This window comes from Streptomyces panacea (genome assembly GCF_040560175.1).
Taxonomy (GTDB): domain Bacteria; phylum Actinomycetota; class Actinomycetes; order Streptomycetales; family Streptomycetaceae; genus Streptomyces; species Streptomyces panacea.
In genome coordinates this window covers 1-21889 of record NZ_JARJHW010000123.1, presented here as the reverse complement: position 1 = coordinate 21889, position 21889 = coordinate 1, and the positions used below count along the sequence as shown (strand labels likewise).

Here is a 21889-nt window from a genome sequence, read left to right as displayed (position 1 = left end):
CGCCGCGTTGTCGGAGTCGGCCGAGTACGCCCGGTACGAGAGCGATCCTCCGCCTTGCGATGCACCGCACCAGACCCCGCGGGCCCCGCCCTGCGGGCGCACGGCGCTACTTCGAAGACACGACCTAGCGCCGGCGCTCCGCCCCGCTGCCGCGCGTCGCGTGCGCCAGGAGACCGGCGACGATCTCCGGTCCGCGCAGCGTCAGTACGGACTCCGGGTGGAACTGCACCCCCGCGAAGCCCGGTCCCCGCAGCGCGTGCACCTCACCCGCGCCGTCCCGGCTCACCTCGATGCCCCGCGCCCCCAGCTCCGCCGCCCGCGCGTCGTCGCAGCGGGCCGTGAAGCTGTTGTAGAAGCCGACGGTCTCGGTCCGGCCGAAGAGTTCGATCCGGGTCTGCGCGCCCTGGTACGGCAGCCGCTTGCGCGCCGTGGTGAGACCCAGCTCCGCCGCGATCAGTTCGTTGCCGAGGCAGACGCCCAGCAGGCCGTCCCGGTGCTCACGCAGCAGTACGGAGGTCAGCGCCCGCAGCGTACGCATCCGGGGATCGCCGGCGTCCGACGGATCGCCCGGCCCCGGGCCGAGCACCACCGGCCCCAGGTGCGCGAGCACCGCCTCCTCACCCAGGCCCGGCTCGTCGTACCGCCGTACCGTCACCTCCAGGCCGGCGGACCGCAGCAGGTGCGCGAGCATCGCCGTGAAGGTGTCCTCGCTGTCGATGACCAGCGCGTGGCCCGACAGCGACGCGGACCGCTCCCCCATCTTCAGCCAGAACGGCGCCAGATGGGCGCGCCGCGAGTCCAGCGCGGCCCGGACCCGCGGGTCGTCGGCGAGCACCCTCCGTACGGAGGCGCCGCCCGGCCGCCCGGCGCGCACGCCCAGCGCCGTGAGTACCCCAGCGGCCTTGGCGTGGGTCTCGGCGACCTCGCCCGCCGGGTCGGAGTGCCGTACGAGCGTCGCCCCCACCGGCACCCGCAGCCCCCCGTCGGCATCGATGTCGGCCGTCCGGATCAGGATGGGGGAGTCGAGGGTCTGCGCCCCGCCCGCGTCCCGGCCGACGAGGGCCAGTGCGCCCGCGTAGTAGCCGCGCCCGGTACCGTCCCGCCCCAGCGGCTCGTGGCGCGCGATGACGCGGCAGGCGTTCTGCACCGGCGATCCCGTGACGGTCGCGGCGAACATCGTCTCCCGCAGCACGTCGCGGACGTCGAGCGAGCTGCGCCCGCGCAACTCGTACTCCGTGTGCGCGAGATGGGCCATCTCCTTGAGCCGGGGGCCGATCACCACCCCGCCCATGTCACCGACGGTGCACATCATCTTGAGTTCCTCGTCGACGACCATCGACAGCTCGTCGGTCTCCTTGCGGTCGCCGAGGAATTCGAGCAGCGCCTCGGTGGTCGGCCCCTCGGGCGGATAGCGGAACGTGCCGCTGATGGGATTCATCACGACGGTGCCGCCGCTCATCCGCACATGCACCTCGGGGCTGGCCCCGACCAGGGTCCGCTCCCCGGTGTGCACCACATACGTCCAGTACGCGCCCCGCTCGCCGGCCAGCAGCCGCCGGAAGAGCGCCAGCGCGTCGGCGCGCCCGAAGCCGGGGATCCGGCCCTCGAAGGTCCGCCGGATGACGAAGTTGGCGCCCTCGCCGCGCCCGATCTCGTCCTCGACGACACGCCGGACGATGTCCGCGTACCGCTCGTCGTCGATGTCGAAGGCGCCGTCCTCGACCCGGACCCGGTGCGCGGGCAGATGTGTGAGGACGTCGGCGAGCGGCAGCTCGTACGTCTCGTCGGCGACCAGCACCGACAAGGGCGTGCCGTCGTCGTGCGCCTCGAAGCCGCGCTCCCGGATCTGCCGGAACGGCACCAGGGCGAGCGAAGGGCGCTCGTCGTCGGCCGGGATGTCGGCCAGCCGTGTCGCCTCGCGCACGTCGCCGACGAGCAGTTCCACGGTGTCGTGGTCCCGCCCCGGCGTCCGGCGGCGCAGCAGGGCGAACGGCGGGCCGTCCTCGTCGAGGAGTCTCGCCAGGAGCCTGCTGGTCTCTGTCTTCCGCATGCGGGGTGTGTTCCTTCCGGAGGAGAGGGAGGAACGGCCCCGATTCCCGGTCCGTGCCGGCCGACAGGCCGGGAAACACGGAAGGCCGCCCCTCGGGCGGCCTTGCGATTCGGTGTTGCGCGCGTGAATCAGCGGACCGCCGGATGTGCGGTCCACCACCAAGCCTGGTTCAGCTGCGTCAACATGTCGCGGAGCATAACCGACCTCTCCCGCCCGTGAAACGACCGTGGACAGGCGTCTCAACCACTGAGAGAGGGCATGGACGGCTGCCGGGACCCCGTAATGTTGTCCGCGTGACCGTGAACGCTGACACCCGAGCACCCGCCGTGCAGGCGACCTGGCGAGACCTCCCCGCGGCGCAGCAGCCCGAGTATCCCGATGCCGAGGCCCTGCGCGCTGCCGTCGCGGAGCTCGAAAGCTATCCGCCGCTCGTCTTCGCGGGCGAGTGCGACCAGATGCGCGCCCGGATGGCGGCCGTCGCCAAGGGCGAGGCGTTCCTGCTCCAGGGCGGCGACTGCGCCGAGGCCTTCGACGGCGTGTCCGCCGAACAGATCCGCAGCAAGCTCAAGACCCTGCTCCAGATGGGCGCGGTCCTCACCTACGCGGCGTCGGTGCCGGTGGTGAAGGTGGGCAGGATCGCCGGCCAGTACTCGAAGCCGCGTTCCAAGCCCACCGAGACGCGTGACGGCGTGACGCTGCCCACCTACCGTGGCGACTCCGTCAACGGCTTCGCCTTCACCGAGGCGGCCAGGACCCCGGACCCCGAGCGTCTGAAGCGGATGTACCACGCGTCCGCCGCGACGCTCAACCTGGTGCGCGCCTTCACCACCGGTGGTTACGCGGACCTGCGCCAGGTGCACGCCTGGAACCAGGACTTCGTCAAGTCGTCCCCGTCCGGCCAGCGTTACGAGCGGCTCGCCCGCGAGATCGACAACGCGCTGAACTTCATGAAGGCGGCGGGCACCGACCCGGCGGAGTTCCGTACGGTCGAGTTCTTCTCCTCGCACGAGGCGCTGCTCCTCGACTACGAGTCGGCGCTGACCCGCGTCGACTCGCGCACCGGCAAGCTGTACGACGTCTCCGGGCACATGGTCTGGATCGGCGAGCGCACCCGTCAACTCGACGGCGCGCACATCGAGTTCGCCTCGAAGATCGCCAACCCGATCGGCATCAAGCTCGGCCCGACGACGACGGTCGACGACGCGCTCAGCTACATCGACCGGCTCGACCCCGAGCGTGAGCCCGGCCGGCTGACCTTCATCGTCCGTATGGGCGCAGACAAGGTCAGGGACAAGCTCCCCGAGCTGGTCGAGAAGGTCACCGCGTCCGGCGCGACCGTGGCGTGGGTGACCGACCCGATGCACGGCAACACCTTCGAGGCGGCGTCCGGCCACAAGACCCGCCGGTTCGACGACGTGCTCGACGAGGTCAAGGGCTTCTTCGAGGTCCACAAGGCTCTCGGCACGCACCCGGGCGGCATCCATGTCGAACTGACCGGTGAGGACGTCACCGAGTGTGTGGGCGGCGGCGACGAGATCTTCGTCGACGACCTGCACCAGCGGTACGAGACGGCCTGCGACCCCCGGCTCAACCGCAGCCAGTCGCTCGATCTGGCCTTCCTGGTCGCGGAGATGTACCGGGCGCAGTAGGGCCTGGTGGCAGCCGCGGCGAGGGCGCGGAGCAGTACGCACGGTGGGGCGCGGATCGCGATGTGATCCGCGCCCCATCCACGTACGGGGGGCTGCCGTGTGCAGCGGAGGGCAGGTAAGGTTAGGTTTGCCTCACCGTTCCGAACGGGGCGGCGCCAGCCAACGATCCCGCCGGGAGGTGAACCGCGTGTACGTCTGCTCGTGCTTCGGCATCACCGAGAAGCAGGTCCGGGAACACGCGGACGCGGGTGCGTGCACCCCCCGCCAGATCGCCTCGGCCTCGAAGGCCGGCACGGACTGCGGTTCGTGCGTACGCAGCATCCAGTCGATCCTCGGCCGTGGCGGCTGCCCGCGCCGTGAGCCGCGGGGGACGGCGGCCGTGGAGACCACGCTCGCGGAGACGGCGCTCGCGCGGTCGTCCGTCGTACAGGCGGCTGCCGCGCAATCGGCAGTCGTACGGGCGGTGGCCGCGTCCACGGGCCGGGAAGCCGCCTGACGCGACGGCCCGCCGAGGCCCGTCAGCTGTCCGGCTGCTCGATCAGCTGGGCGATGTACAGCGCCTCGCCGAGCTTCTCGACCAGATCGAGCTGGGTGTCGAGATAGTCGATGTGGTGCTCCTCGTCCTTGAGGATCGACTCGAAGATCTTCGCGGAGGTGATGTCGCCCTTGGCGCGCATCACGTCGACCCCGCGCCGCAGCCGGTCGATCGCCTCCACCTCGATCTGCCGGTCGGCGTTGAACATCTCGGTGACGGTCTGGCCGACACGTACATGGAAAAGCCGCTGATAATTCGGCAGACCGTCCAGGAAGAGAATCCGGTCGGTCAGGATCTCCGCGTGCTTCATTTCGTCGAACGACTCGGCCCGTGTGTACTTCGCGAGCTTCGTCCAGCCGAAGTTCTCCTGCATTTTCGCATGCAGGAAGTACTGGTTGATCGCGGTCAATTCAGCGGTCAGCTGCTCATTGAGGAACTCGATGACCTCGGGGTCGCCCTGCATCGCAGAGGCTCCTTCCACACGGGGACTGGCCAGGATGCGCGCATCCTCGCACCGCGCCAGAAGGGCGTCCAGTAAGGCCCTACTTAGTAGCACTTGCCGGAATCGGGCCGTACCTGGTCATGACCACCCTTCGAGGTCTGTCACCATGGAAGGCATGGGTCAGCCGGAAAGCCGGGAAGAGCGGGAGTCGGCGCAGTCCGGGCTCCCACCGGGGCAGCGGCTCCAACGGGGCTGGCCGGTCACCCATTACGGGCCCGTACCCAAGTTCAAGCCGGACCGCTGGGAGTTCCGGATCTTCGGCGCCACGGCCGACGGCGACAAGCGCTGCTGGAATCACGAGGAGTTCTCGGCGCTGCCGTTCTCGACAGTCGTCGCCGATCTGCATTGCGTGACAAAATTCAGCATGCTCGGGGCCGAATGGGGCGGTGTACTCGCCCGGACGCTCCTGGAACTGGCTCCGCCGGCGCCGAGCGTCACCCATGTCATGATCTGGGCCGAGTACGGCTACAGCGCCAATGTCCGTCTCGACGACTTCACATCGGAACGGTCCATCTTCGCCACGCACAAAGGCGGCGAACTCCTCACCGCCGAACACGGATTTCCGCTGCGGCTCGTCCTGCCGCATCTCTACGCGTGGAAGGGCCCGAAATGGGTCCGGGGCGTGGAATACATGACCGCCGACCGCCGCGGCTTCTGGGAGGAGCGCGGCTATCACAACATCGGCGATCCCTGGGGCGAGCAGCGCTACTCCTACCAGGAAGGCCCCGGGGACGGCCCGGAGCTGTAGAGGCTGCTCCCGGCCTCCCGGCCTCTAGACCTGTCGGCCGGTCGCCCTAAGCCCGTCCGTCCTCGCGCAGCCTCTTCAGCAGGGCCACGTCCGCCGCGTGTCCTTCCTTGCCGCCGGGCGTCTCGATCACCAGCGGCACACCCTCGGTCGCCGGATGCGAGAACAGCGCCCGGAACGGGGCCTCGCCGATATGACCCGCGCCGACGTTCACATGGCGGTCCTTACGGGCCCCCGACACGTCCTTGGAGTCGTTGGCGTGGATCAGCCGCAGCCTCCCCGGACCCACCGTCTCCACCAGCTCGTCCAGCATCCGGTGTGTCCCGCCGGGCGCGGCCAGATCGTGGCCCGCCGCGAAGATGTGGCAGGTGTCGAGACAGATGCCGAGCCCGGGATGCGAGTCGAGCGCGTCGAAGTACGGACCGAAGTCCTCCGCGAGCGAGCAGAGCGAGGAGCCCTGCCCCGCGGTCGACTCCAGCAGCAGATACGGGTCGTCGTCGTGTGTCAGCTCGTCGAGGAGCGGCAGCATCCGCTCCCGTACCTGCGCCAGCGCCACCTCGCGCGGACGCCCGCCGGTCGCCGAACCGGTGTGCACGACGACGCCCGGGGCGCCGATCTCCCGGCCACGGCGGAGACTGTGCCGCAGCGAGTCCACGGACCTCTCGGCCGTCTCCGGCGTGTGGGAGCCGAAGTTGATCAGATACGGCGCGTGGATGTACGCCGACAACCCCTCGGCGGCGCACTCCGTGCGGAACCGCTCGTCCTGCGCCGGATTCCCGGCCGGTGTCGCCCAGCCGCGTGGATTGGCGACGAAGACCTGGACGGTCTCGGCGCCGATGTCACGCGCCCAGGCCAGCCCCACACGGGCGAGGCCGCCCGCCACCGGAACATGGCCGCCGACGGGATTGCGCGGGCGCTCGGGGAGCGTCAAGCCTCAGATTCCCTTGGTCGTGATGGTGATGGTGCTGCTCTCGGCGGCCTTGTCGCCGCCGCCGACGGACTGCTTCGACACGGTGTCGTCCAGGAACGGGAAGCTCCGGTCGACCTTCACCTCGAAGCCCGCCTCCGTCAGCTCGGTCCTGGCGTCGTCTATCGACTTCCCCGTGACGTCCGGGACGGCGATCATGCGCGGGCCCTTGGAGACGGTCAGCGTGACGGTGTCGCCGCGGGCGAGCTTGCTGCCTTCCTTCACCGACTGCTCGGCCACCGCCCCCGCGTCCTCGGGTGAGTTGATCCGCTCGGCCGCGATCCTCACGTCGAGCCCCGCGTCTTCGAGCGAGGCGGTCGCCTCCTCCTCGGACCGACCGGTCACGTCGGGCATGTGGACCGGCCTGCCCTTGCTGACGACCAGCGCCACCCCGGCGTCGGGGCGCAGCTCCGAACCCGCCTTCGGCTGGGAGCGGATGATGTCGCCCTGGCCGGTCTCCTCGTCGAAGGACCGGGTGATGACGCCGGGCGCGAGGCCGACCTTCCTCAGCGCGTCCTTGGCGTCGGCCAGCGACTCGCCGGCCAGGTCGGGGACCCGCACGATCTCCGGGCCGCGTGAGATGACGACGGTCACCGAACCGTTGCCCCGTATCCGCGAGCGGGGCTCGGGGTCGGTGCGCATGACCGTGCCGCGCTCGAACGTCTCGCTGAAGTCCTTCTCCACCTTCGCGTCCAGTCCGGCGTCGCCCAGGCGCTTCTTCGCGACCTGCTCGGTCTGCCCGAGGAGCGAGGGGACGCGGGTGAACTGCCCCGAGTTGATGTACCAGACGCCGACGCCCACACCGAGCACCAGCAGCGCGGCCACCAGGATCGCGAGAACGCCTCTGCGGGGTCGGTGGCCACCGACCCCGCCCCGGCGCCGCGCGGGCGGCTGATGGGGAGGAGCGGGCGGTCCCGGTGGCACCGTGAGCCGGCTGGTGCGGCGGACGCCGTCTCCTGGGGAGGCGGCCGACGGGCCGGGCGCGTCGGATCCGTCGGAGACCGCCTGGGGGCGGAGGCGCGGAATCACGCTCGTACGGTCGTCGGAGCCGTCCCCGAGGCGGTTGGCGGAGGCGTCGTGCGAGGCGGGGGACGCGTCGCGGGAGCGCCCGGCCCCGCTGCCCGTCGCGCCGCCGGCAGCCGCGCCCGCCCCGCCCCGCGGCACGGCGCCGCCCGTCGTGGCCTGCGGCGGGATCGCGTCCAGCTGCGCGTCGTCGAGTGCGGCGCGCGTCCGGCGGGTCAGCGCGAGGAGCGCCACCGCGTCCTCGGGCCGGATCTCCGGATCGCGGGCGGTGGCCGCCGCGACCAGTTCGTCCAGCTCGATCGCCATACCGGGCACGGCGGCGGACGGCGCGGGCACGTCCTCGTTCAGATGGAGGTAGAGCACCTGCGCGGGAGTGTCGCCCCCGTGCGGCTTGGCGCCGGTCAGCATCTCGTGCAGGACGACACCGCACGCGTACACGTCGACGCGGGTGTCGGAGGTGCCGTACTCGATCTGCTCCGGTGCCAGGTAGGAGACCGTGCCGAGGATCGTGCCCGTGGTGTTCGTGACCGAACCGACGGCCCGTACGAGACCGAAGTCGGCGACCTTCACCCGGCCGTCGTCCCCTATCAGCACGTTCTCCGGCTTGATGTCCCGGTGGATGAAACCGGCCCGGTGGGCCGCGCCCAGCGCGGCCAGCATCGGCTCCAGGATGTCGAGCGCGGCACGCGGCTGGAGGGCGCCGCGCTCGCGCAGCACGTCCCGCAGCGTGCAGCCCTCGACGTACTCCATCGCCAGATAGACGTACGCGCCCTCGGCGCCCTGGTCGAAGACCCCGACCACGTTCGGGTGCGCCAGCCGCGCCACGGACTTGGCCTCGCGGATGAAGCGCTCCACGAAGACGGCGTCGGTCGCCAGGGCCGGGTGCATCACCTTCAGGGCCAGGACCCGGTCGAGCCGGGTGTCGACAGCCCGGTAGACCGTGGCCATGCCGCCGACGGCGATACGCGCGTCGACACGGTAACGGCCGTCGAGCACCTGCCCGACGAGAGGGTCCTTGAGCGTCGTATCCACCCGCCCGAGTCTACGAGCCACCGCCGACACTCCCGCAGCCCCGGGTCGGTCCTGACACGCCACTGGGGCCGTCCTGTGACAGCGCACACACCGCATCGCGGCAATCGGCCGCCGGCCCCGGGCCGCCGTCAGAACGCCGGCCGCTCCGGATCCAGCCTCGCCAGCCCCTCCGTGGGAGACGAGGCCTCGGCGAAGTGCCGGCGCGGGATGCGGCCCGCGCGGTGGGCCAGCCGGCCCGCCTCGACCGCGTGCCGCATCGCCTCGGCCATCAGGACGGGCTCCCGGGCGCGCGTGACCGCCGACGCCAGCATGACGGCCGCGCAGCCCAGCTCCATGGCGAGCGCGGCGTCCGACGCCGTACCGGCCCCCGCGTCCAGGATGACCGGCACGCGCGCGTGGTCGGTGATCAGCTGGAAGTTGTGCGGGTTGCGGATGCCCAGACCCGACCCGATCGGGGAGCCGAGCGGCATGATCGCCGCGCAGCCCACGTCCTCCAGCTTCCTGGCGAGCACCGGATCGTCGTTCGTGTACGGCAGGACGGTGAAGCCGTCGTCCACCAACGTCTCGGCGGCGTCGAGCAGTTCGATCGGGTCCGGCAGCAACGTCCGCTCGTCGGCCACCACTTCGAGCTTGATCCAGTCGGTGCCCAGCGCCTCGCGCGCGAGACGGGCGGTGAGGACGGCCTCGCCCGCGGTGAAACAGCCCGCCGTGTTCGGCAGGACCCGGATGCCCAGCCGGTCGAGCACGGACAGGACGGAGCCGTGCACGGTGGGGTCCAGCCGGCGCATGGCGACGGTGGTGAGTTCGGTGCCCGACGCGGTCAGGGACCTTTCCAGTACGTCGAGGCTGGGCGCGCCGCCCGTACCCATGATGAGGCGGGAATCGAGGACGGAGTCGCCGATGACGAGCCGGTCGTCGGACATCGGGCTCAGCCTCCTTGGACTGCGGTGAGGACTTCGACCCGGTCGCCGTCGGACAGGGGGGTGGCCGACCAGCGCCCGCGCGGCACGACGGTCTCGTTGAGCGCGGCGGCGACGCCCGACGGGGCGGGGGTGAGGGTCGCGACGAGGACGTCGAGGGTGACGGGGCCGGTGAGGACGCGGGCCTGTCCGTTCACCGAGACGGTGACGGAGCCCTTCGCGGACGAAGACGCGGTGTCGGTCATGCGTGCTGCTCCTGACCTGCGGAGACGGCGGGGGAGAAGGCCGGCGAGGGGCCGGGCACGAAGACGGGGGAGAAGCGGCCCGGTGTGAAGGGCCGTGCGTCGTCGGGCAGTTCGCCCGTCGTGAGCACGGTCGCCATCACCTGCCCGGTGACGGGCGTCAGGAGCACCCCGTTGCGGTGGTGCCCGGTCGCCAGATGAAGGCCCGGCAGGGCGGTCGGCCCGAGCAGCGGGGCATTGTCCGGCGAGGTCGGCCGCAGCCCGGCGCGGGTCTCGGTGAGCGGCAGTTCGGTGATGCCGGGAAGGAGTTCGTGGGCGTCGCGCAGCAGCCCGTACACCCCACCCGCCGTCACCGTCGTGTCCCAGCCGAGCTCCTCGCTGGTGGCGCCCACGACCAGCTCGCCGTTCTCGCGCGGCACGAGATAGATGTGGCTGCCGCGCACCTCGGCCCGCAGCGTCCGGGACAGGAACGGCGCGTACGGGCGTGGCACCGTCAGCCGCAGGACCTGGCCCTTCACGGGGCGCACCGGCGGCAGGACGTCGTCCGGCACACCCGCCAGCCGGCCGCTGAGGCTGCCCCCGGCGATGACGACCTGGCCGGCGCCGAGTTCGGTGCCGGCGCCGTCGGTGACCCCGGCGGCCCGGTCACGGACCACCCGCAGGCGTTCGGCCCAGGCCCGGTGGAAGACCACCCCCGCCCGCTCGCAGGCCGTCACCAGGGCGGCGGCGAGCCTGCGCGGGTCGATCTGGTGGTCGCCGTCGACCCGCAGACCGCCGCGTACGCCCGGAGCGAGCATCGGCTCCAGCCGCCGGCACTCGCGGCCGGTGAGCCATTCGGACTCCAGACCCGACCGCCTCTGGAGGGCGTGGAGTTCACGCAACTGCGCCCGGTCGTCGGTGTCGAGGGCGACCGCGAGCGTGCCGCAGGCGCGGTAGCCGGTGTCCTGGCCGGAGACCGACTCCAGCTCGGCGACGAAGTCGGGGTAGAGCCGCGCGGAGGCGATGTTCAGCCCCAGCAGGGTCTGTTCGCCGTGGTCCAGTTCGCTGACGGCGGCGAGCATTCCGGCGGCGACCCGGGCCGCGCCGCCGCCCGGCTCCGGATCGACGACGGTGACGCCGAGTCCGCGCTGCGCCGCCCGCCAGGCGGTGACGAGGCCGATGATCCCGCCCCCGATGACGAGGACGTCCGTATGAGATGACCGCATGGGCGTCCAGCTCCTCCCTTCGCCGGCATGACCCGGATCAGGTTCGTACGGTCGGAGGCCGCGTCAGCCTCCCTCTCAGCCCGCTGCGTCCGGGCTCCCGCGAGGTGTGAAGTCTCTTGTTCGCTACTGCCGATAAGCACTTCTCGGCTCAGGGTAACCCCCGGTCCCCGCGCCCTGTAAGGGAGTCGTCGCCCCGGCCGGGTCCTTAAGGTGATCGGGTGAGCGAGCAGCGGAAACAGACGGACGAGCGGCGCGTTGTCGTCGTCGGCGCGGGCATGGCGGGTGTGCAGACCGCCGTGGCACTGCGCGAACGGGGCCACGACGGCCCCGTCACCCTCATCGGCGCCGAACGGCACCGGCCCTACGACCGGCCCCCGCTCTCGAAGGCCGTCCTCCTGGGGACGGCGGAGAGTTCGGCCTTCGACGTGGACTTCGAAGCCCTCTCCGTGGAACTGCGGCTGGGTCTCGAAGTGACCGGCGTGCGCCCCGGGGACCAGGAGCTGGACACGGAGGCGGGGCCGGTTCCGTACGACGTCCTGGTCATCGCCACCGGCGCCGAGCCGCTCACGCTGCCGGGCACGGAAGGCGTGCCCGGTGTCCACCTGCTGCGCACCCTGGACGACGCCGCGCGGCTGCGCCCCGTCCTGGACCGAAAGCGGCACATCGTCGTGGTCGGCGCGGGCTGGATCGGCGCCGAGTTCACCACCGCGGCCAGGGAGGCCGACTGCGCGGTGACCGTCGTCGAGGCCACGGGCCGCCCCCTCGCCGGCGCCCTGCCCACCGAGGTCGCCACTCCGATGGCGCACTGGTACGCGGAGAGCGGCGCCGAACTCCTCACCCACGCGCGCGTGGCGGCCGTCGAGCCCGGCACCGTGGTCCTCGCCGACGGCCGTGAGCTGGTGGCGGACGCGGTGGTCGTGGGCATCGGCGCCAGACCCGCCACGGCCTGGCTGACGGGCTCCGGCATCGCGACCGACCCCGAGGGCGCCGTCACGGCCGACGACCGGCTGCGCACCTCGGTGCCCGGTGTGTACGCGGTCGGGGACTGCGCCTCGTTCCCCTCGGCCCGCTACGGCGAGCGGCTGATGGTGCACCACTGGGACAACGCGCTCCAGGGGCCGCGTACGGTCGCCGCCGACATCGTGGGGGAGTCGCACGAGCCGTACGACCCGGTCCCGTACTTCTGGTCCGAGCAGTTCGGCCGCTTCGTGCAGTACGCGGGCCACCACGCGCGGGCCGACAACCTGCTGTGGCGCGGCGACCCGGCGAGCGCCGCCTGGTCGGCCCTCTGGCTGCGTGACGGGGCGCTCGTGGCGCTGCTGGCCGTCGGCAGGCCGCGCGATCTGGCGCAGGGGCGCAAACTCGTCGCGGCGGGCGCGCGGATCGACACGGAGCGTGCTGCCGACCCCGCCGTACCACTCAAACTGACGACCCTCTGACCCGGCTCGGCTTCCGACTGTCAGTCCGGGATGGCAGGCTTGTCCTGTGACTGAGATTGACGCAAAGATCGATGCTCTCGTCCCTGCCTGGCTCCACCTGCCCGATATCGCCGAAATGCTCGATATCGAGGTGACGCGTGTACGCCAGCTCGTGAAGGAAGGCACGCTGATCGCCGTGCGCCGCGGTGAGAACCGCGCGCTCCAGGTGCCGGCCGCCTTCATCGACGGCAACAAGGTGGTCAAGGGCCTCGCGGGGACCTTGACGCTCCTGAGGGACGACAGCTTCACCGACGAAGAGATGCTCGAGTGGCTCTTCACTCCCGACCCGTCCCTGCCGGGCACGCCCGCGCAGGCCCTCAGCGAGAATCGCGGTACGGAGGTGAAGCGCCGCGCGCAGGCGCTCGCCGTCTAGAGACCACCACCGGCCGTGCGCGGGCCGGGCCGCCCGGCCCGAGCACGGCCGTCCCAAGACCCTGATCCGACAGATACAGATCTCGATCCGACGGGGGAGACCCGCATGCCCGCAGCGCCCGGTGCGCCCAGCGCACTCGATCTGCTGTCCGACGCCCGGCTCTATCTGTGCACGGACGCGCGGAAGCGGCAGGGGGATCTCCCCGAATTCCTGGACGCCGTCCTCACCTCCGGTGTGGACATCGTGCAGCTGCGTGACAAGGGCCTGGAGGCGGCCGAGGAGCTGGACCACCTCCAGGTCTTCGCCGACGCCTGCCGGCGCCACGGCAAGCTCCTCGCGGTGAACGACCGGGCCGACGTGGCGCACGCCATCGGCGCGGACGTCCTGCACCTGGGCCAGGGCGACCTGCCCGTCTCCGCCGCCCGCGCCATCCTCGGTACGGACCTGCTGATCGGCCGCTCCACACACTCCGAGGCCGAGGCGATGGCGGCGGCCGGCGAGCCCGGCGTGGACTATTTCTGCACGGGGCCCTGCTGGCCCACCCCCACCAAACCCGGCCGGCACGCCCCGGGGCTCGACCTCGTGCGGTACGCCGCGTCGCTGGCCACCCGGCGCCCGTGGTTCGCGATCGGCGGGATCGACGCGGGCAATCTCGACGAGGTGCTGGACGCCGGGGCCCGCCGGGTCGTGGTCGTACGGGCCCTCACCGAGGCGGACGATCCGGCCATGGCGGCGGTCGGCCTCGCCAAGCGCGTCCGCGACCGGGTCGCCTGACACCCCGGTCGCCCTCCGGCCCCGGGTTCCGTACCGCCCGGGGGATGGGCGGAGATCGTGTGAAACGAACAAATCCGGCTGCTCTGGTTGGGTGATCGCCGCACCCTCGATAACCTTTCGGTATGGCCCTCGGTGCAGCTTCGATCAGGACGGATCACGCCCGTGCGGTGCGCGACCTGCTCGCGACCGGCGAGTTGTCGTATTCGTTCGAATTCTGGGCGCCCAAGACGGAGAAGGGCGAGCGGAACCTCTGGAACGCGCTGCGCCGGATCGAGGCCGTCGCCCCGAACTTCGTCTCGGTGACCTACGGCGCGGGCGGCTCCACCCGCGCGGGCACGGTCAGGGCGACCCAGCGCATCGCCTCCGACACCACGCTCGTGCCGGTCGCCCACCTCACCGCCGTGAACCACTCGGTGGCCGAGCTGCGCAACATGATCGGCCAGTACGCGGACGCCGGGATCAGGAACATCCTCGCCGTGCGCGGAGACCCGCCCGGCGACCCGAGGGGCGAGTGGGCCAAGCACCCCGAGGGGGTGGAGTACGCGGCCGACCTGGTCCGTCTGATCAAGGAGTCCGGCGACTTCTGCGTCGGCGTCGCGGCCTTCCCCGAGATGCACCCGCGCTCCACCGACTGGGAGAGCGACATCCGGCACTTCGTGGCCAAGTGCCGCGCGGGCGCCGACTACGCGATCACCCAGATGTTCTTCGACCCCGAGGACTATCTGCGGCTGCGCGACAAGGTGTCGGCCGCCGGCTGCGACACCCCGATCATCCCGGAGGTCATGCCGATCACCAACGTCCGGCAGCTGGAGCGCTTCTCGCAGCTCAGCAACGCGGTCCTGCCCCCGGCGTTGAAAGAACGGATCCTCTCCGTCGAGGACGATCCCGCCGCTGTACGCTCCATCGGTATCGAGTACGCGACCGAGTTCTGCGCGACGCTGCGCGCGGAGGGTGTCCCCGGACTCCACTTCATTACACTCAACAACTCCACGGCGACGCTCGAAATTTACAAGAATCTCGGACTGCACGAGCAGTCGTGACCGGTCGTTCCCGCCCTGGCTCGGGGCGGTGACCGAAGGAGAGGGGCGGGCATGGGCTGGACGGTCCTCTACATCGCGTTCGGCATCGTCGCGCTGTGGCTGCTGGGCGAGGTACTGCTCCAGTACAAGGCGCGGCTCCGTTGGCGACTCCTCGCCTTCACGGGTTTCGTCGGCGTGGTGCTGGGTGTCCTGCTCGCCTCCGTCCCGGTCATCGCGGTCGGCGCGATCGCGTTCGCGATCGGCCAGACCTATGTGACGCTGTCGTTCCGGCGCGGCTTCTCCACCGGCTGGGCGATCGGCGGCAGTCCCGGCGCGAGCCGGCGGCGCAGGGCCGGCGCCGGTGAGGCCGAGACCCGCGAACCGAGCCTGGAAGTCTCGGACTTGGAGTACCAGCCCGTCGCCGTTCCCGAGGGCCCCGCGGGGCCCGTCCCCGACGAGCCTCCGTACGCCGCGTCCGTCTACGAGCCGGAGCCGATGCCCGACGAGACCGGGCAGTACGGCGTGTACAGCGACGCCGCCTACCAGGCGACCCAGTACGGCAACTACGACCCGTACGCCGGTTACGACACGCCCGCGGGCCAGGACGCCTACGCGGGCCAGGACGCCTACGCGGGCCAGGACCAGGTTCAGGACCAGCACGCCTACGGCACGACGGACGCCTACGGCACGACCGACGGCTACGGTGCCACGGACCCCTACGCGAGCCAGGGCCAGGACGTGTACGGCGGGCAGGACGGGTACGCCGGCCAACAGGACTCGTACGCGGGGCAGAACGGCCAGAACGGCCAGGGCGGCCAGTACGACTACGGCACCGGCCAGCAGCAGTACGCCGCCTACACCGACCCGTACAGCGGCGCGACCACCGACGGTGACTCCTACGGCTCGTACGACGGTTACGGCGGTCGGCAGCAGTACGCGGACCCCTACGGCGACCCGAACGCTCAGACCGGCGCTCAGACCGACGGTCAGAACGACGGTCAGAACGACGGTCAGAACGGCCGGCAGGCTTACGGCGCGGACACGCCCCCCGGCGGAGTCTGGGTCCCGCAGCAGCGCGAGGGCGAGAACGTCCCCCCGATGCCGCAGCAGGAGCCCCAGCAGTACGGCTACGACCCCAACTACGACGAGCAGCAGTACCGTTACTGACGACGGCCGACGGCCGCTCAACTCCCGCCACGTGTTCGCGAGTTCGCGGAACCGCCCCGTGACTCAGCGCGAGCCGCGGAAGCCCGTCCCCTCGACGATCAGCCCGGCGACCAGCGCCCCGGACATCCCCGCGTGCGCCAGTCCACCGCCCGGGTGCGCCTCGCCGCCGACGAGATGGAGACCGGGCAGCCGCGTGGTGTTCGCCGGACGCAGCAGCCTGCCCTCGGCACCCGCCAGCGACGGCGCGGGCACCGAACCGCCCCGCGCCCCGGTCCTGGCCGCCGTGTCGGCCGGCGTACGGATCTCCCGCCAGCGCAGCCGCTCCCGCAGCCCGGGCACGGCGGCGCCGGCCGCCTCCACCAGCACATCGGCGTAGCGCTCACGCAGTCCGGGGTCCGTCCAGTCCACCGGACCGTGCGGTGCGACGGTCGCCGTGACGGTGACCGCCTCGTGCCCGTCGTCCGGACGCGTCGTCGGGTCGTCGGGCCGCAGCACCGTGACCGTGGGCCGCTCCGCCGTCCGCCCCGAGAACACCGCGCCGGCCTCGTCGCCGCGGGCGGGGGAGTGGACCACCGTACGGTGCGCCGTGCCGTCCGGCCTGCCGCCACGGAGGGCCAGCAGCACCGTGAACCTGCCGGGGACCGACGGCGTCCCGACCCCGGCGCTCCCGCCCCCGGGCCGTACGTCGCCGTCCCCCCACAGTTCCTCGCCCACGAGGGCGGCGGGAGCCGTGCCCGCCACCACATGGTCGGCCTCGACCGCCGTGGGGGCGTCGCCGGACGGCCCCGGCGCCAGCTCGACACCGGCCGCGCGGCCGTCCTTCTCGACGATCCGGGTCACGTCGGCGTGGAAGACGAACTCCACCCTGCGCGCCAGGCACCGCTCGTACACCGCGTGCGCCAGCGCCCGCATCCCGCCCCGTACGTACCAGCTGCCGAAGGTCTGCTCCATGTAGGGCAGCAGCGCCGCGCCCGCCGGGGTGTGCCGCGGATCGAGTCCGTACGACAGCGTGTACCCCTCGAACAGCGCGGCGAGCCGGGGATCGCCCAGCTCCTGGGCGCCCACCTCGGCCACGGTGCCCGCCAGCCGGGGCCCGCGCAGCAGCCTCCGCTGCCGGACGGCCGGATACGGATCACGCCCCAGTACCTGCCAGTCGTCGCGCAGCGGCTCCTCCAACAGAGGCCGCCGCGACCGGTCCCAGGCGTCCCGCGCCCGGCCGAGGAAGTCGCCCCACCGCTCGCCCGCGCCGCCGCCCAGCGCGGCGTCCAGGGCCGCGACGACACCGGCGCGCGACGCGTTGGGCAGGGACACATCCGTGCCGTCGGGGAAGACATGCCTGCTCGCCGGGTCGACCTGGGTCATCCGTACGCACTCTTCGAGCGGCTTCTTGCCGGTCTTGACGAACAGATCCCGGTAGACGGCGGGCAGATGCAGCAGCGCGGGACCCGTGTCGTACGCGAACCCGTCGCGCTCGAACCGGCCGAGGGCGCCGCCGTACGTCGCCGAGCGTTCGTACACCGTCACCCGGTGCCCCGCCACCCCCAGCCGGGCAGCCGCCGCCATCGCGCCCATCCCGGCGCCGATCACCGCAATCCGTGCCATGGGAGTGGACCTTAGCGGCCGGTTTTCCCGGTGCCGCGCCCGGGAGGCCCGACAGGGGGAGAACCGGACGGGCAGAACGAGGCCGGAGAGCACCAAGGCGGACAGAGCCCGGCCGGGGCGAACCCGGTCGGGGACGTCCGGCCGGGAAGCGTCCGGTCAGTCCGGCCACGTCACGGCGACGCGCCGCCTCGCGCGTCTCTCCGCCTTGCGCCGCCTGAAGTTCCGGATCTTCGAGGCCAGGAAAAGAACGACCACGATGCCGAGCAGCAGGAGGCCGCCCGCGATGATCGCCGCCGCCAGCGGGTGGAAGATCGCGAAGGTGATGATCCCGGCGACGCCCAGGTCCTCCGCGGTGCTGACGGCGATGTTGCTGAAGGGCTCCGGGGAGGTGTTGACCGCCATCCTCGTGCCGGCCTTCACCAGATGGCTCAGCAGGGCGGTCGATCCGCCGACCGCGCCCGCCGCGATCTCCGGGAGAGAACCGCTCTGCCCGGCGAGCAGGGCCGCGACCACCGCGCCCGACACCGGTCGGATCACCGTGTGCGCGGAGTCCCAGATCGAGTCGACGTACGGGATCTTGTCCGCCACCGCCTCGCAGACGAAGAGCACGCCGACGACGACCAGCACGTCGGTGCGCTGAAGCGACTCCGGGACCTCGTCGGTCATCCCCGTCGCGCCGAAGACGCCGAACAGCAGGATCACCGCGTAGGCGTTGATGCCGCTGGCCCAGCCACTGGTGAAGACAAGGGGGAGTACGGACACGGACGAGATCGTAGCCAGAGTGTGGGCCGGACGGGTGAGCTCCGCGACGGGGTCCTGAGTATCCGTACCTAGTACGTGAGATGAGTAGAGACGCGGATAGGCCCTCACCTGCGGAGACGGAAGAGTGAGGGGCACGGGAGGGGCGCGACGCCGAGACCGCCGGCACGGGGCGGCGGAACGGCGTGGCACCCCGACCGCCGGGTCCTGTCCGTCGGACAGGACCTACGGGGTGGGCCGTGCGCCGCTCCGGCCGGGCCCGGAGTGAGGAAGCCCGACCGGAGCGGCGCATTTTCCAGGTGCCGGCCTCCGCCGTCCGCTCCCGGCTCCCCCTCCGGCCCCGTTCCCGGTCTCCGCGTCAGCCTCCGGCGACCCGGCCGTGCAGCAGCAGCGAGAGCGCCGAGTGCACGTCGTCGAGCGACCGCTCGGGCTGGAACGCCTGCCAGTCCAGCGCCGCCACCAGCACCATTCCCACCAGCGCCGCGGCCGTCAGCGGAACGTCGATCTCACGGCTCAGCTCACCGCCGTCGATCCCCTCCCGGAGCACCCTCTCCACGACGGCGACGGCCTGCCGGCGCACCACCAGCAGCGTGGACTGCCACGCGCGGTTGGTGCGCCAGAGCTCGGCCACGTACAGCTGTGTGAAGGCCGGGTAGCGGTCGATGAAGGCGAGCCCCGCCCGGATCATGGCGTCCAGCGACTCGACGCTGCTCCCGTCGCGCTTCGCCGTCTCGTCGGCCGCGGCCTGGAGAGAGGCGGTCAGCAGGCCGACGCCGTGCCGCAGAAGCTCCTCGAACAGGTCGGTCTTGCTCTTGAAGTTGTAGTAGACCGTGCCCTTGGCGACTCCGGCGCGTTCGGCGATCTCGTCCACGGTCGTCGCCGAGAAGCCCTGTTCGGCGATGAGCGTCACCGCGGCCTCGTAGAGCTTCTGTCGGGTGGCCTGCCGGCGGGTGCTGCTCCTGTCCATGCGCCCGATTCTCACAGGTGTTGGGGTACGCGTCCGACTCACAGGCTCGATTCGGGATGGAGCCGGTCCAGCGTCCACACCTGCCTCCGGCGCGCGGAGACGGCAGTCAGCGCCAGCGCCCCCGCGGTGAACGCCGCGAGGACGGCGCAGCCCTGCCGCACCGGCCCGAGCCCGCCGCCCGTGATGAGGACGCGCAGCGACTCCACCACGTAACTCATCGGCAGGAAGGGGTGGACGGCGTTGAAGAAGCCGGGGCTCGTCCGTACGGGGTACGTGCCGCCCGCCGAGGTCAGCATCAGCATCAGCACGGCGAGGACGAGGATCCGGCCCGCCGCCCCGAGGCGGGCGTTCAGCCACCGCACGATGGCGGCGAAGCGGCAGGTGACCAGTGCCAGGAAGCCGACCGTACCGACGGCGCGGGTCATCTGGAGGCCGAGTCCCCAGTGCAGTACGGACATGAGAGCGCCGACCTGGAGCAGCCCGACGCCCACCACCGGGAGCCGGCCCGCGACGCTTCTCCGCTCCTGCGAACGACGCAAAAGCGCAGGTCAGGCCCGATTGTCAGTGGTGTGCCCCAGGATGGACACATACGGCCACAGAGCCGTCACAGAGACGACCAGGAGGTTCGTCATGGCCAGTTCCTACGCCGCAGCCGCACGCCGGCGAAGCACAGGCGGCCCTGCCCCCTCACTGACCGGCGCCACGACCGATGTCCACCCCGTCCTGAGGCGCGCGACCGCGCCGCCCGCCGCCCTCGATCTGCTCGCCCAGGCCCGTTCGGGGCTGGACGAGGCCGCCACTCTCGAAACACCCAACGAGCGCTATGCCACGGCCCATCTGGCGGCCCTGCGCACCGCGGCGGCGGTCCTCGCCGCCCGGGGCCGCCCCGAGCCCACGACCGGCCCGCGCCGCAGGCGCATAAGGAGCGCCTGGGAAGTGCTGCCCGAGATCGTGCCCGAGCTGTCCGAATGGAGCGCCCTCTTCGCCTCCGGCGCCACCCGCAGGGCGCGGGCCGAGGCCGGGATAGCGGGTGCGGCGAGCAGCCGTGACGCCGACGACCTGCTGCGCGACGTGGCCATGTTCCTACGCCTCGTGGAGCGGCTGCTCGTGCTCGAACCGGTACTGCCCCAGCCCCGCGCCGAACAGCCGGAGAAGGGCGGCGCCGCTGGGTGACGGGGACGGCCGACGGAGGCAATAGGCTGTGCGGAGCCTGCACCCTTCACGCCCCGCCACCAGGGGCGGCACCGCGCCGAGGAGTCAACTGCCGTGTCGGACCCTTCCCCTGCCTTCGGTGGAGAGACGCCGTCGCGCCCCCGTAGCTCCCTGCGCACCGCCGTGGTGTGGGAGGTGCTCGAACGCGCCCTCGACGCCCGCGCCGCCGCGGTGGGTACGGCGGGCCTGGACGTCCTCGACACCGGAGGCGGCACGGGCAACTTCGCCGTGCCCGTCGCCCGCCTCGGCCATCGGGTGACCGTCGTCGACCCGAGCCCCAACGCGCTGTTCGCACTGGAGCGCCGGGCCGCCGAGGCGGGCGTCGCCGACCGCGTCCACGGTGTCCAGGGCGACATCCACGGCCTGTTCGACGTGGTGGAGCGGGGCGGTTACGACGCCGTGCTCTGCCACGGCGTCCTGGAGTACGTCGACGACCCGGCCGAGGGTGTCCGTAACGCCGTCGAGGCACTGCGCCCCTCCGGCGCGCTCAGCCTGCTGGCGGCGGGCCTCGGCGGCGCCGTCCTCGCCAGGGCGCTCGCCGGGCACTTCACCGAGGCCCGGCACGCGCTCACGGACGCCGCGGGCCGCTGGGGCGAAGGCGACCCGGTCCCCAGGCGGTTCACCGTCGAGCTGCTCACGGAGCTCGTCGACAAGGCCGGTGTCGACGTGGGCGCGGTCCACGGCGTACGGGTCTTCTCGGACCTGGTCCCGGGCGTTCTGGTGGACACTCAGCCCGGCGCTCTGGACGCCCTTCTGAAGCTGGAGGCGGCCGCCGCGGAACTGCCCTCCTTCCACTCCGTCGCGAGCCAGCTGCACCTCCTCGGCGAGAAGCGGGCCTGACAGTGAACGCCCCCGAGCACTGATCGCGGGGCTGATCAGCAACGCAGCTGCGCATGGAGTGCGCCACAGGCCCCCCGGCAAAGCGTTCGGCGCCGTATGATCGGGGTACGCCTTCCGGCATGACGGGTCGACGGTTGGGGAATCAACGCCTCAACGGCCGAGTCGGCATGGCGGCCCGGATTGGCGAAATGGCGTAGAGGGCGGGTTTCACGGGGGCGATTCCCTGCCTATCCTGAAGGGGCCGCATACCGGTCGCCCCCCGCGACCGACGACTAGGAGGACTCCGTGCCGCTCTCGGAGCACGAGCAGCGAATGCTCGAGCAAATGGAGCGAGCGCTGTACGCCGAAGATCCCAAGTTCGCGACAGCGCTTGAGGGAAGCGGGCTGCGTACGTACACCCGGCGACGGGTCTACCAGGCGGTCGCTGGTTTTCTGGTGGGTATCGCGCTCCTCATGACCGGTATGGTCGCCAAGCAGATCTGGATCGGCGTGGTGGGTTTCCTCGTCATGCTGGGCTGCGCGGTTCTCGCGGTCACCGGCTGGCGCAAGGCTCCGAAACCGGGTGAGCAACAGGCATCCGGCGAGGCCACGGCCGACCGCCGACAACCTCGGCAGCGCCGCTCGTTCATGAACCGGATCGAGCAGCGGTGGCAGCGTCGGCGTGACGAGCAGGGCCAGTAGTACGGCCCGCGTTCCCAAGCTTGCAGCAGTGGTGCAACGGCCGTGACACACGGCAGGTACGGATGAGGGGCGAACGCATCGCGCGTTCGCCCCTCACCCGTCTCCATGTACGGCACGGTCCCCCCCCGGACCTGTCTCTTATACACA

The 21889-nt window shown here is 71.8% G+C and carries 22 protein-coding genes, 1 pseudogene and 1 riboswitch; of the genes and pseudogenes, 11 read left to right on the top strand and 12 right to left on the bottom strand.

The genetic code is table 11. The features are described 5' to 3' along the window. Window positions 1–124: 124 nt before the first annotated feature. Together P3L51_RS24970 and P3L51_RS36110 are read right to left on the bottom strand one after the other, a co-directional pair. Complete coding sequence (locus tag P3L51_RS24970) at window positions 125–2050, bottom strand: anthranilate synthase family protein (protein ID WP_354607527.1); 1926 nt, start codon at window positions 2048–2050, stop codon at window positions 125–127. A 128-nt stretch (window positions 2051–2178) separates the two neighbouring features. Beyond that, the gene (locus P3L51_RS36110) at window positions 2179–2235 is read right to left on the bottom strand and encodes a trp operon leader peptide (RefSeq protein ID WP_494338546.1); all 57 of its coding nucleotides are present in this window, start codon (window positions 2233–2235) and stop codon (window positions 2179–2181) included. Between the two features lie 108 nt (window positions 2236–2343). Between P3L51_RS36110 and P3L51_RS24965 the strand changes: the two genes are divergently transcribed. After that, window positions 2344–3699 carry a class II 3-deoxy-7-phosphoheptulonate synthase gene (locus P3L51_RS24965; RefSeq protein ID WP_354607526.1) on the top strand — a complete coding sequence of 452 codons (1356 nt, stop codon included), beginning with the start codon at window positions 2344–2346 and terminating at the stop codon, window positions 3697–3699. A 178-nt stretch (window positions 3700–3877) separates the two neighbouring features. Then, a complete protein-coding gene (locus P3L51_RS24960; protein ID WP_354607525.1) occupies window positions 3878–4195 on the top strand; it encodes a (2Fe-2S)-binding protein in 318 nt (105 codons plus the stop codon). A gap of 22 nt (window positions 4196–4217) precedes the next feature. On the opposite strand, the gene bfr is transcribed toward P3L51_RS24960, so the two are convergent. Beyond that, the gene (gene bfr, locus P3L51_RS24955; RefSeq protein ID WP_354607524.1) at window positions 4218–4697 is read right to left on the bottom strand and encodes a bacterioferritin; all 480 of its coding nucleotides are present in this window, start codon (window positions 4695–4697) and stop codon (window positions 4218–4220) included. A 154-nt stretch (window positions 4698–4851) separates the two neighbouring features. On the opposite strand from bfr, the gene P3L51_RS24950 reads away from it, so the two are divergent. Beyond that, window positions 4852–5484, top strand: coding sequence for a sulfite oxidase-like oxidoreductase (locus P3L51_RS24950; protein ID WP_354607523.1), 633 nt, complete (start codon window positions 4852–4854; stop codon window positions 5482–5484). A 46-nt stretch (window positions 5485–5530) separates the two neighbouring features. Here the strand turns inward: P3L51_RS24950 and P3L51_RS24945 are convergent, their stop codons facing one another. From P3L51_RS24945 to thiO, 5 genes are all read right to left on the bottom strand, one after another. After that, window positions 5531–6412 carry a deoxyribonuclease IV gene (locus P3L51_RS24945; RefSeq protein WP_354607522.1) on the bottom strand — a complete coding sequence of 294 codons (882 nt, stop codon included), beginning with the start codon at window positions 6410–6412 and terminating at the stop codon, window positions 5531–5533. A 3-nt stretch (window positions 6413–6415) separates the two neighbouring features. Then, a complete protein-coding gene (locus P3L51_RS24940; RefSeq protein ID WP_354607521.1) occupies window positions 6416–8503 on the bottom strand; it encodes a Stk1 family PASTA domain-containing Ser/Thr kinase in 2088 nt (695 codons plus the stop codon). Between the two features lie 128 nt (window positions 8504–8631). Then, entirely contained in the window at window positions 8632–9426 is a 795-nt protein-coding gene (locus P3L51_RS24935; RefSeq protein WP_354607520.1) for a thiazole synthase, read from the bottom strand. 5 nt (window positions 9427–9431) lie between these two features. Next, entirely contained in the window at window positions 9432–9668 is a 237-nt protein-coding gene (gene thiS, locus P3L51_RS24930) for a sulfur carrier protein ThiS (protein ID WP_354607519.1), read from the bottom strand. After that, window positions 9665–10870, bottom strand: a complete 1206-nt coding sequence (gene thiO / locus P3L51_RS24925; RefSeq protein ID WP_354607518.1) for a glycine oxidase ThiO — start codon at window positions 10868–10870, stop codon at window positions 9665–9667. Before thiO ends, thiS begins: the two co-directional genes overlap by 4 nt. Next, window positions 10867–10981, bottom strand: a riboswitch (TPP riboswitch). (Overlaps the previous gene by 4 nt.) Before the next feature lie 164 nt (window positions 10982–11145). Between thiO and P3L51_RS24920 the strand changes: the two genes are divergently transcribed. From P3L51_RS24920 to P3L51_RS24900, 5 genes are all read left to right on the top strand, one after another. Further along, complete coding sequence (locus P3L51_RS24920; protein WP_435594521.1) at window positions 11146–12309, top strand: NAD(P)/FAD-dependent oxidoreductase; 1164 nt, start codon at window positions 11146–11148, stop codon at window positions 12307–12309. Between the two features lie 46 nt (window positions 12310–12355). Next, window positions 12356–12721: an Rv2175c family DNA-binding protein gene (locus P3L51_RS24915; RefSeq protein WP_031231907.1), complete on the top strand. Its 366-nt coding sequence runs from the start codon at window positions 12356–12358 to the stop codon at window positions 12719–12721. A 105-nt stretch (window positions 12722–12826) separates the two neighbouring features. Further along, window positions 12827–13495, top strand: a complete 669-nt coding sequence (gene thiE / locus P3L51_RS24910) for a thiamine phosphate synthase (protein WP_354607516.1) — start codon at window positions 12827–12829, stop codon at window positions 13493–13495. A 122-nt stretch (window positions 13496–13617) separates the two neighbouring features. Beyond that, window positions 13618–14535, top strand: coding sequence for a methylenetetrahydrofolate reductase [NAD(P)H] (metF, locus tag P3L51_RS24905; protein WP_354607515.1), 918 nt, complete (start codon window positions 13618–13620; stop codon window positions 14533–14535). 51 nt (window positions 14536–14586) lie between these two features. Continuing rightward, entirely contained in the window at window positions 14587–15681 is a 1095-nt protein-coding gene (locus P3L51_RS24900) for a hypothetical protein (RefSeq protein ID WP_354607514.1), read from the top strand. Window positions 15682–15744: 63 nt separating this feature from the next. On the opposite strand, the gene P3L51_RS24895 is transcribed toward P3L51_RS24900, so the two are convergent. The 4 genes and pseudogenes from P3L51_RS24895 to P3L51_RS24880 all read right to left on the bottom strand — a co-directional run. Next, complete coding sequence (locus tag P3L51_RS24895; RefSeq protein WP_354607513.1) at window positions 15745–17283, bottom strand: phytoene desaturase family protein; 1539 nt, start codon at window positions 17281–17283, stop codon at window positions 15745–15747. A 156-nt stretch (window positions 17284–17439) separates the two neighbouring features. Further along, on the bottom strand, window positions 17440–18045 hold the full coding sequence (locus P3L51_RS24890) for a DUF4126 domain-containing protein (RefSeq protein ID WP_354607512.1): 606 nt from the start codon (window positions 18043–18045) through the stop codon (window positions 17440–17442). A gap of 355 nt (window positions 18046–18400) precedes the next feature. Further along, complete coding sequence (locus P3L51_RS24885; RefSeq protein WP_354607511.1) at window positions 18401–19009, bottom strand: TetR/AcrR family transcriptional regulator; 609 nt, start codon at window positions 19007–19009, stop codon at window positions 18401–18403. Between the two features lie 38 nt (window positions 19010–19047). Continuing rightward, window positions 19048–19530 (bottom strand): annotated as a pseudogene (locus P3L51_RS24880) (YhgE/Pip family protein); the annotation flags it as partial. A gap of 109 nt (window positions 19531–19639) precedes the next feature. Between P3L51_RS24880 and P3L51_RS24875 the strand changes: the two are divergent. The 3 genes from P3L51_RS24875 to P3L51_RS24865 all read left to right on the top strand — a co-directional run bounded on the left by P3L51_RS24875 (window position 19640) and on the right by P3L51_RS24865 (window position 21742). Further along, window positions 19640–20182: an SAV_6107 family HEPN domain-containing protein gene (locus tag P3L51_RS24875; protein WP_354607510.1), complete on the top strand. Its 543-nt coding sequence runs from the start codon at window positions 19640–19642 to the stop codon at window positions 20180–20182. Window positions 20183–20275: 93 nt separating this feature from the next. After that, entirely contained in the window at window positions 20276–21061 is a 786-nt protein-coding gene (locus P3L51_RS24870; protein WP_354607509.1) for a methyltransferase, read from the top strand. Between the two features lie 285 nt (window positions 21062–21346). Beyond that, window positions 21347–21742 carry an SCO2097 family morphological protein gene (locus tag P3L51_RS24865; protein WP_354607508.1) on the top strand — a complete coding sequence of 132 codons (396 nt, stop codon included), beginning with the start codon at window positions 21347–21349 and terminating at the stop codon, window positions 21740–21742. Window positions 21743–21889: the final 147 nt, after the last annotated feature.

Excerpts from the sequence above, each read along its gene's own strand:
- P3L51_RS24935 (WP_354607520.1), bottom strand. The coding sequence starts at position 9,426 with ATGTCCGACGACCGGCTCGTCATCGGCGACTCCGTCCTCGATTCCCGC.
- P3L51_RS24885 (WP_354607511.1), bottom strand. The coding sequence starts at position 19,009 with ATGGACAGGAGCAGCACCCGCCGGCAGGCCACCCGACAGAAGCTCTAC.
- metF (WP_354607515.1), top strand. The coding sequence starts at position 13,618 with ATGGCCCTCGGTGCAGCTTCGATCAGGACGGATCACGCCCGTGCGGTG.
- P3L51_RS24875 (WP_354607510.1), top strand. The coding sequence starts at position 19,640 with ATGGCCAGTTCCTACGCCGCAGCCGCACGCCGGCGAAGCACAGGCGGC.
- P3L51_RS24895 (WP_354607513.1), bottom strand. The coding sequence starts at position 17,283 with ATGGCACGGATTGCGGTGATCGGCGCCGGGATGGGCGCGATGGCGGCG.
- thiE (WP_354607516.1), top strand. The coding sequence starts at position 12,827 with ATGCCCGCAGCGCCCGGTGCGCCCAGCGCACTCGATCTGCTGTCCGAC.
- bfr (WP_354607524.1), bottom strand. The coding sequence starts at position 4,697 with ATGCAGGGCGACCCCGAGGTCATCGAGTTCCTCAATGAGCAGCTGACC.
- P3L51_RS24920 (WP_435594521.1), top strand. The coding sequence starts at position 11,146 with ATGGCGGGTGTGCAGACCGCCGTGGCACTGCGCGAACGGGGCCACGAC.
- P3L51_RS24970 (WP_354607527.1), bottom strand. The coding sequence starts at position 2,050 with ATGCGGAAGACAGAGACCAGCAGGCTCCTGGCGAGACTCCTCGACGAG.
- P3L51_RS24950 (WP_354607523.1), top strand. The coding sequence starts at position 4,852 with ATGGGTCAGCCGGAAAGCCGGGAAGAGCGGGAGTCGGCGCAGTCCGGG.
- thiS (WP_354607519.1), bottom strand. The coding sequence starts at position 9,668 with ATGACCGACACCGCGTCTTCGTCCGCGAAGGGCTCCGTCACCGTCTCG.
- P3L51_RS24900 (WP_354607514.1), top strand. The coding sequence starts at position 14,587 with ATGGGCTGGACGGTCCTCTACATCGCGTTCGGCATCGTCGCGCTGTGG.
- thiO (WP_354607518.1), bottom strand. The coding sequence starts at position 10,870 with ATGCGGTCATCTCATACGGACGTCCTCGTCATCGGGGGCGGGATCATC.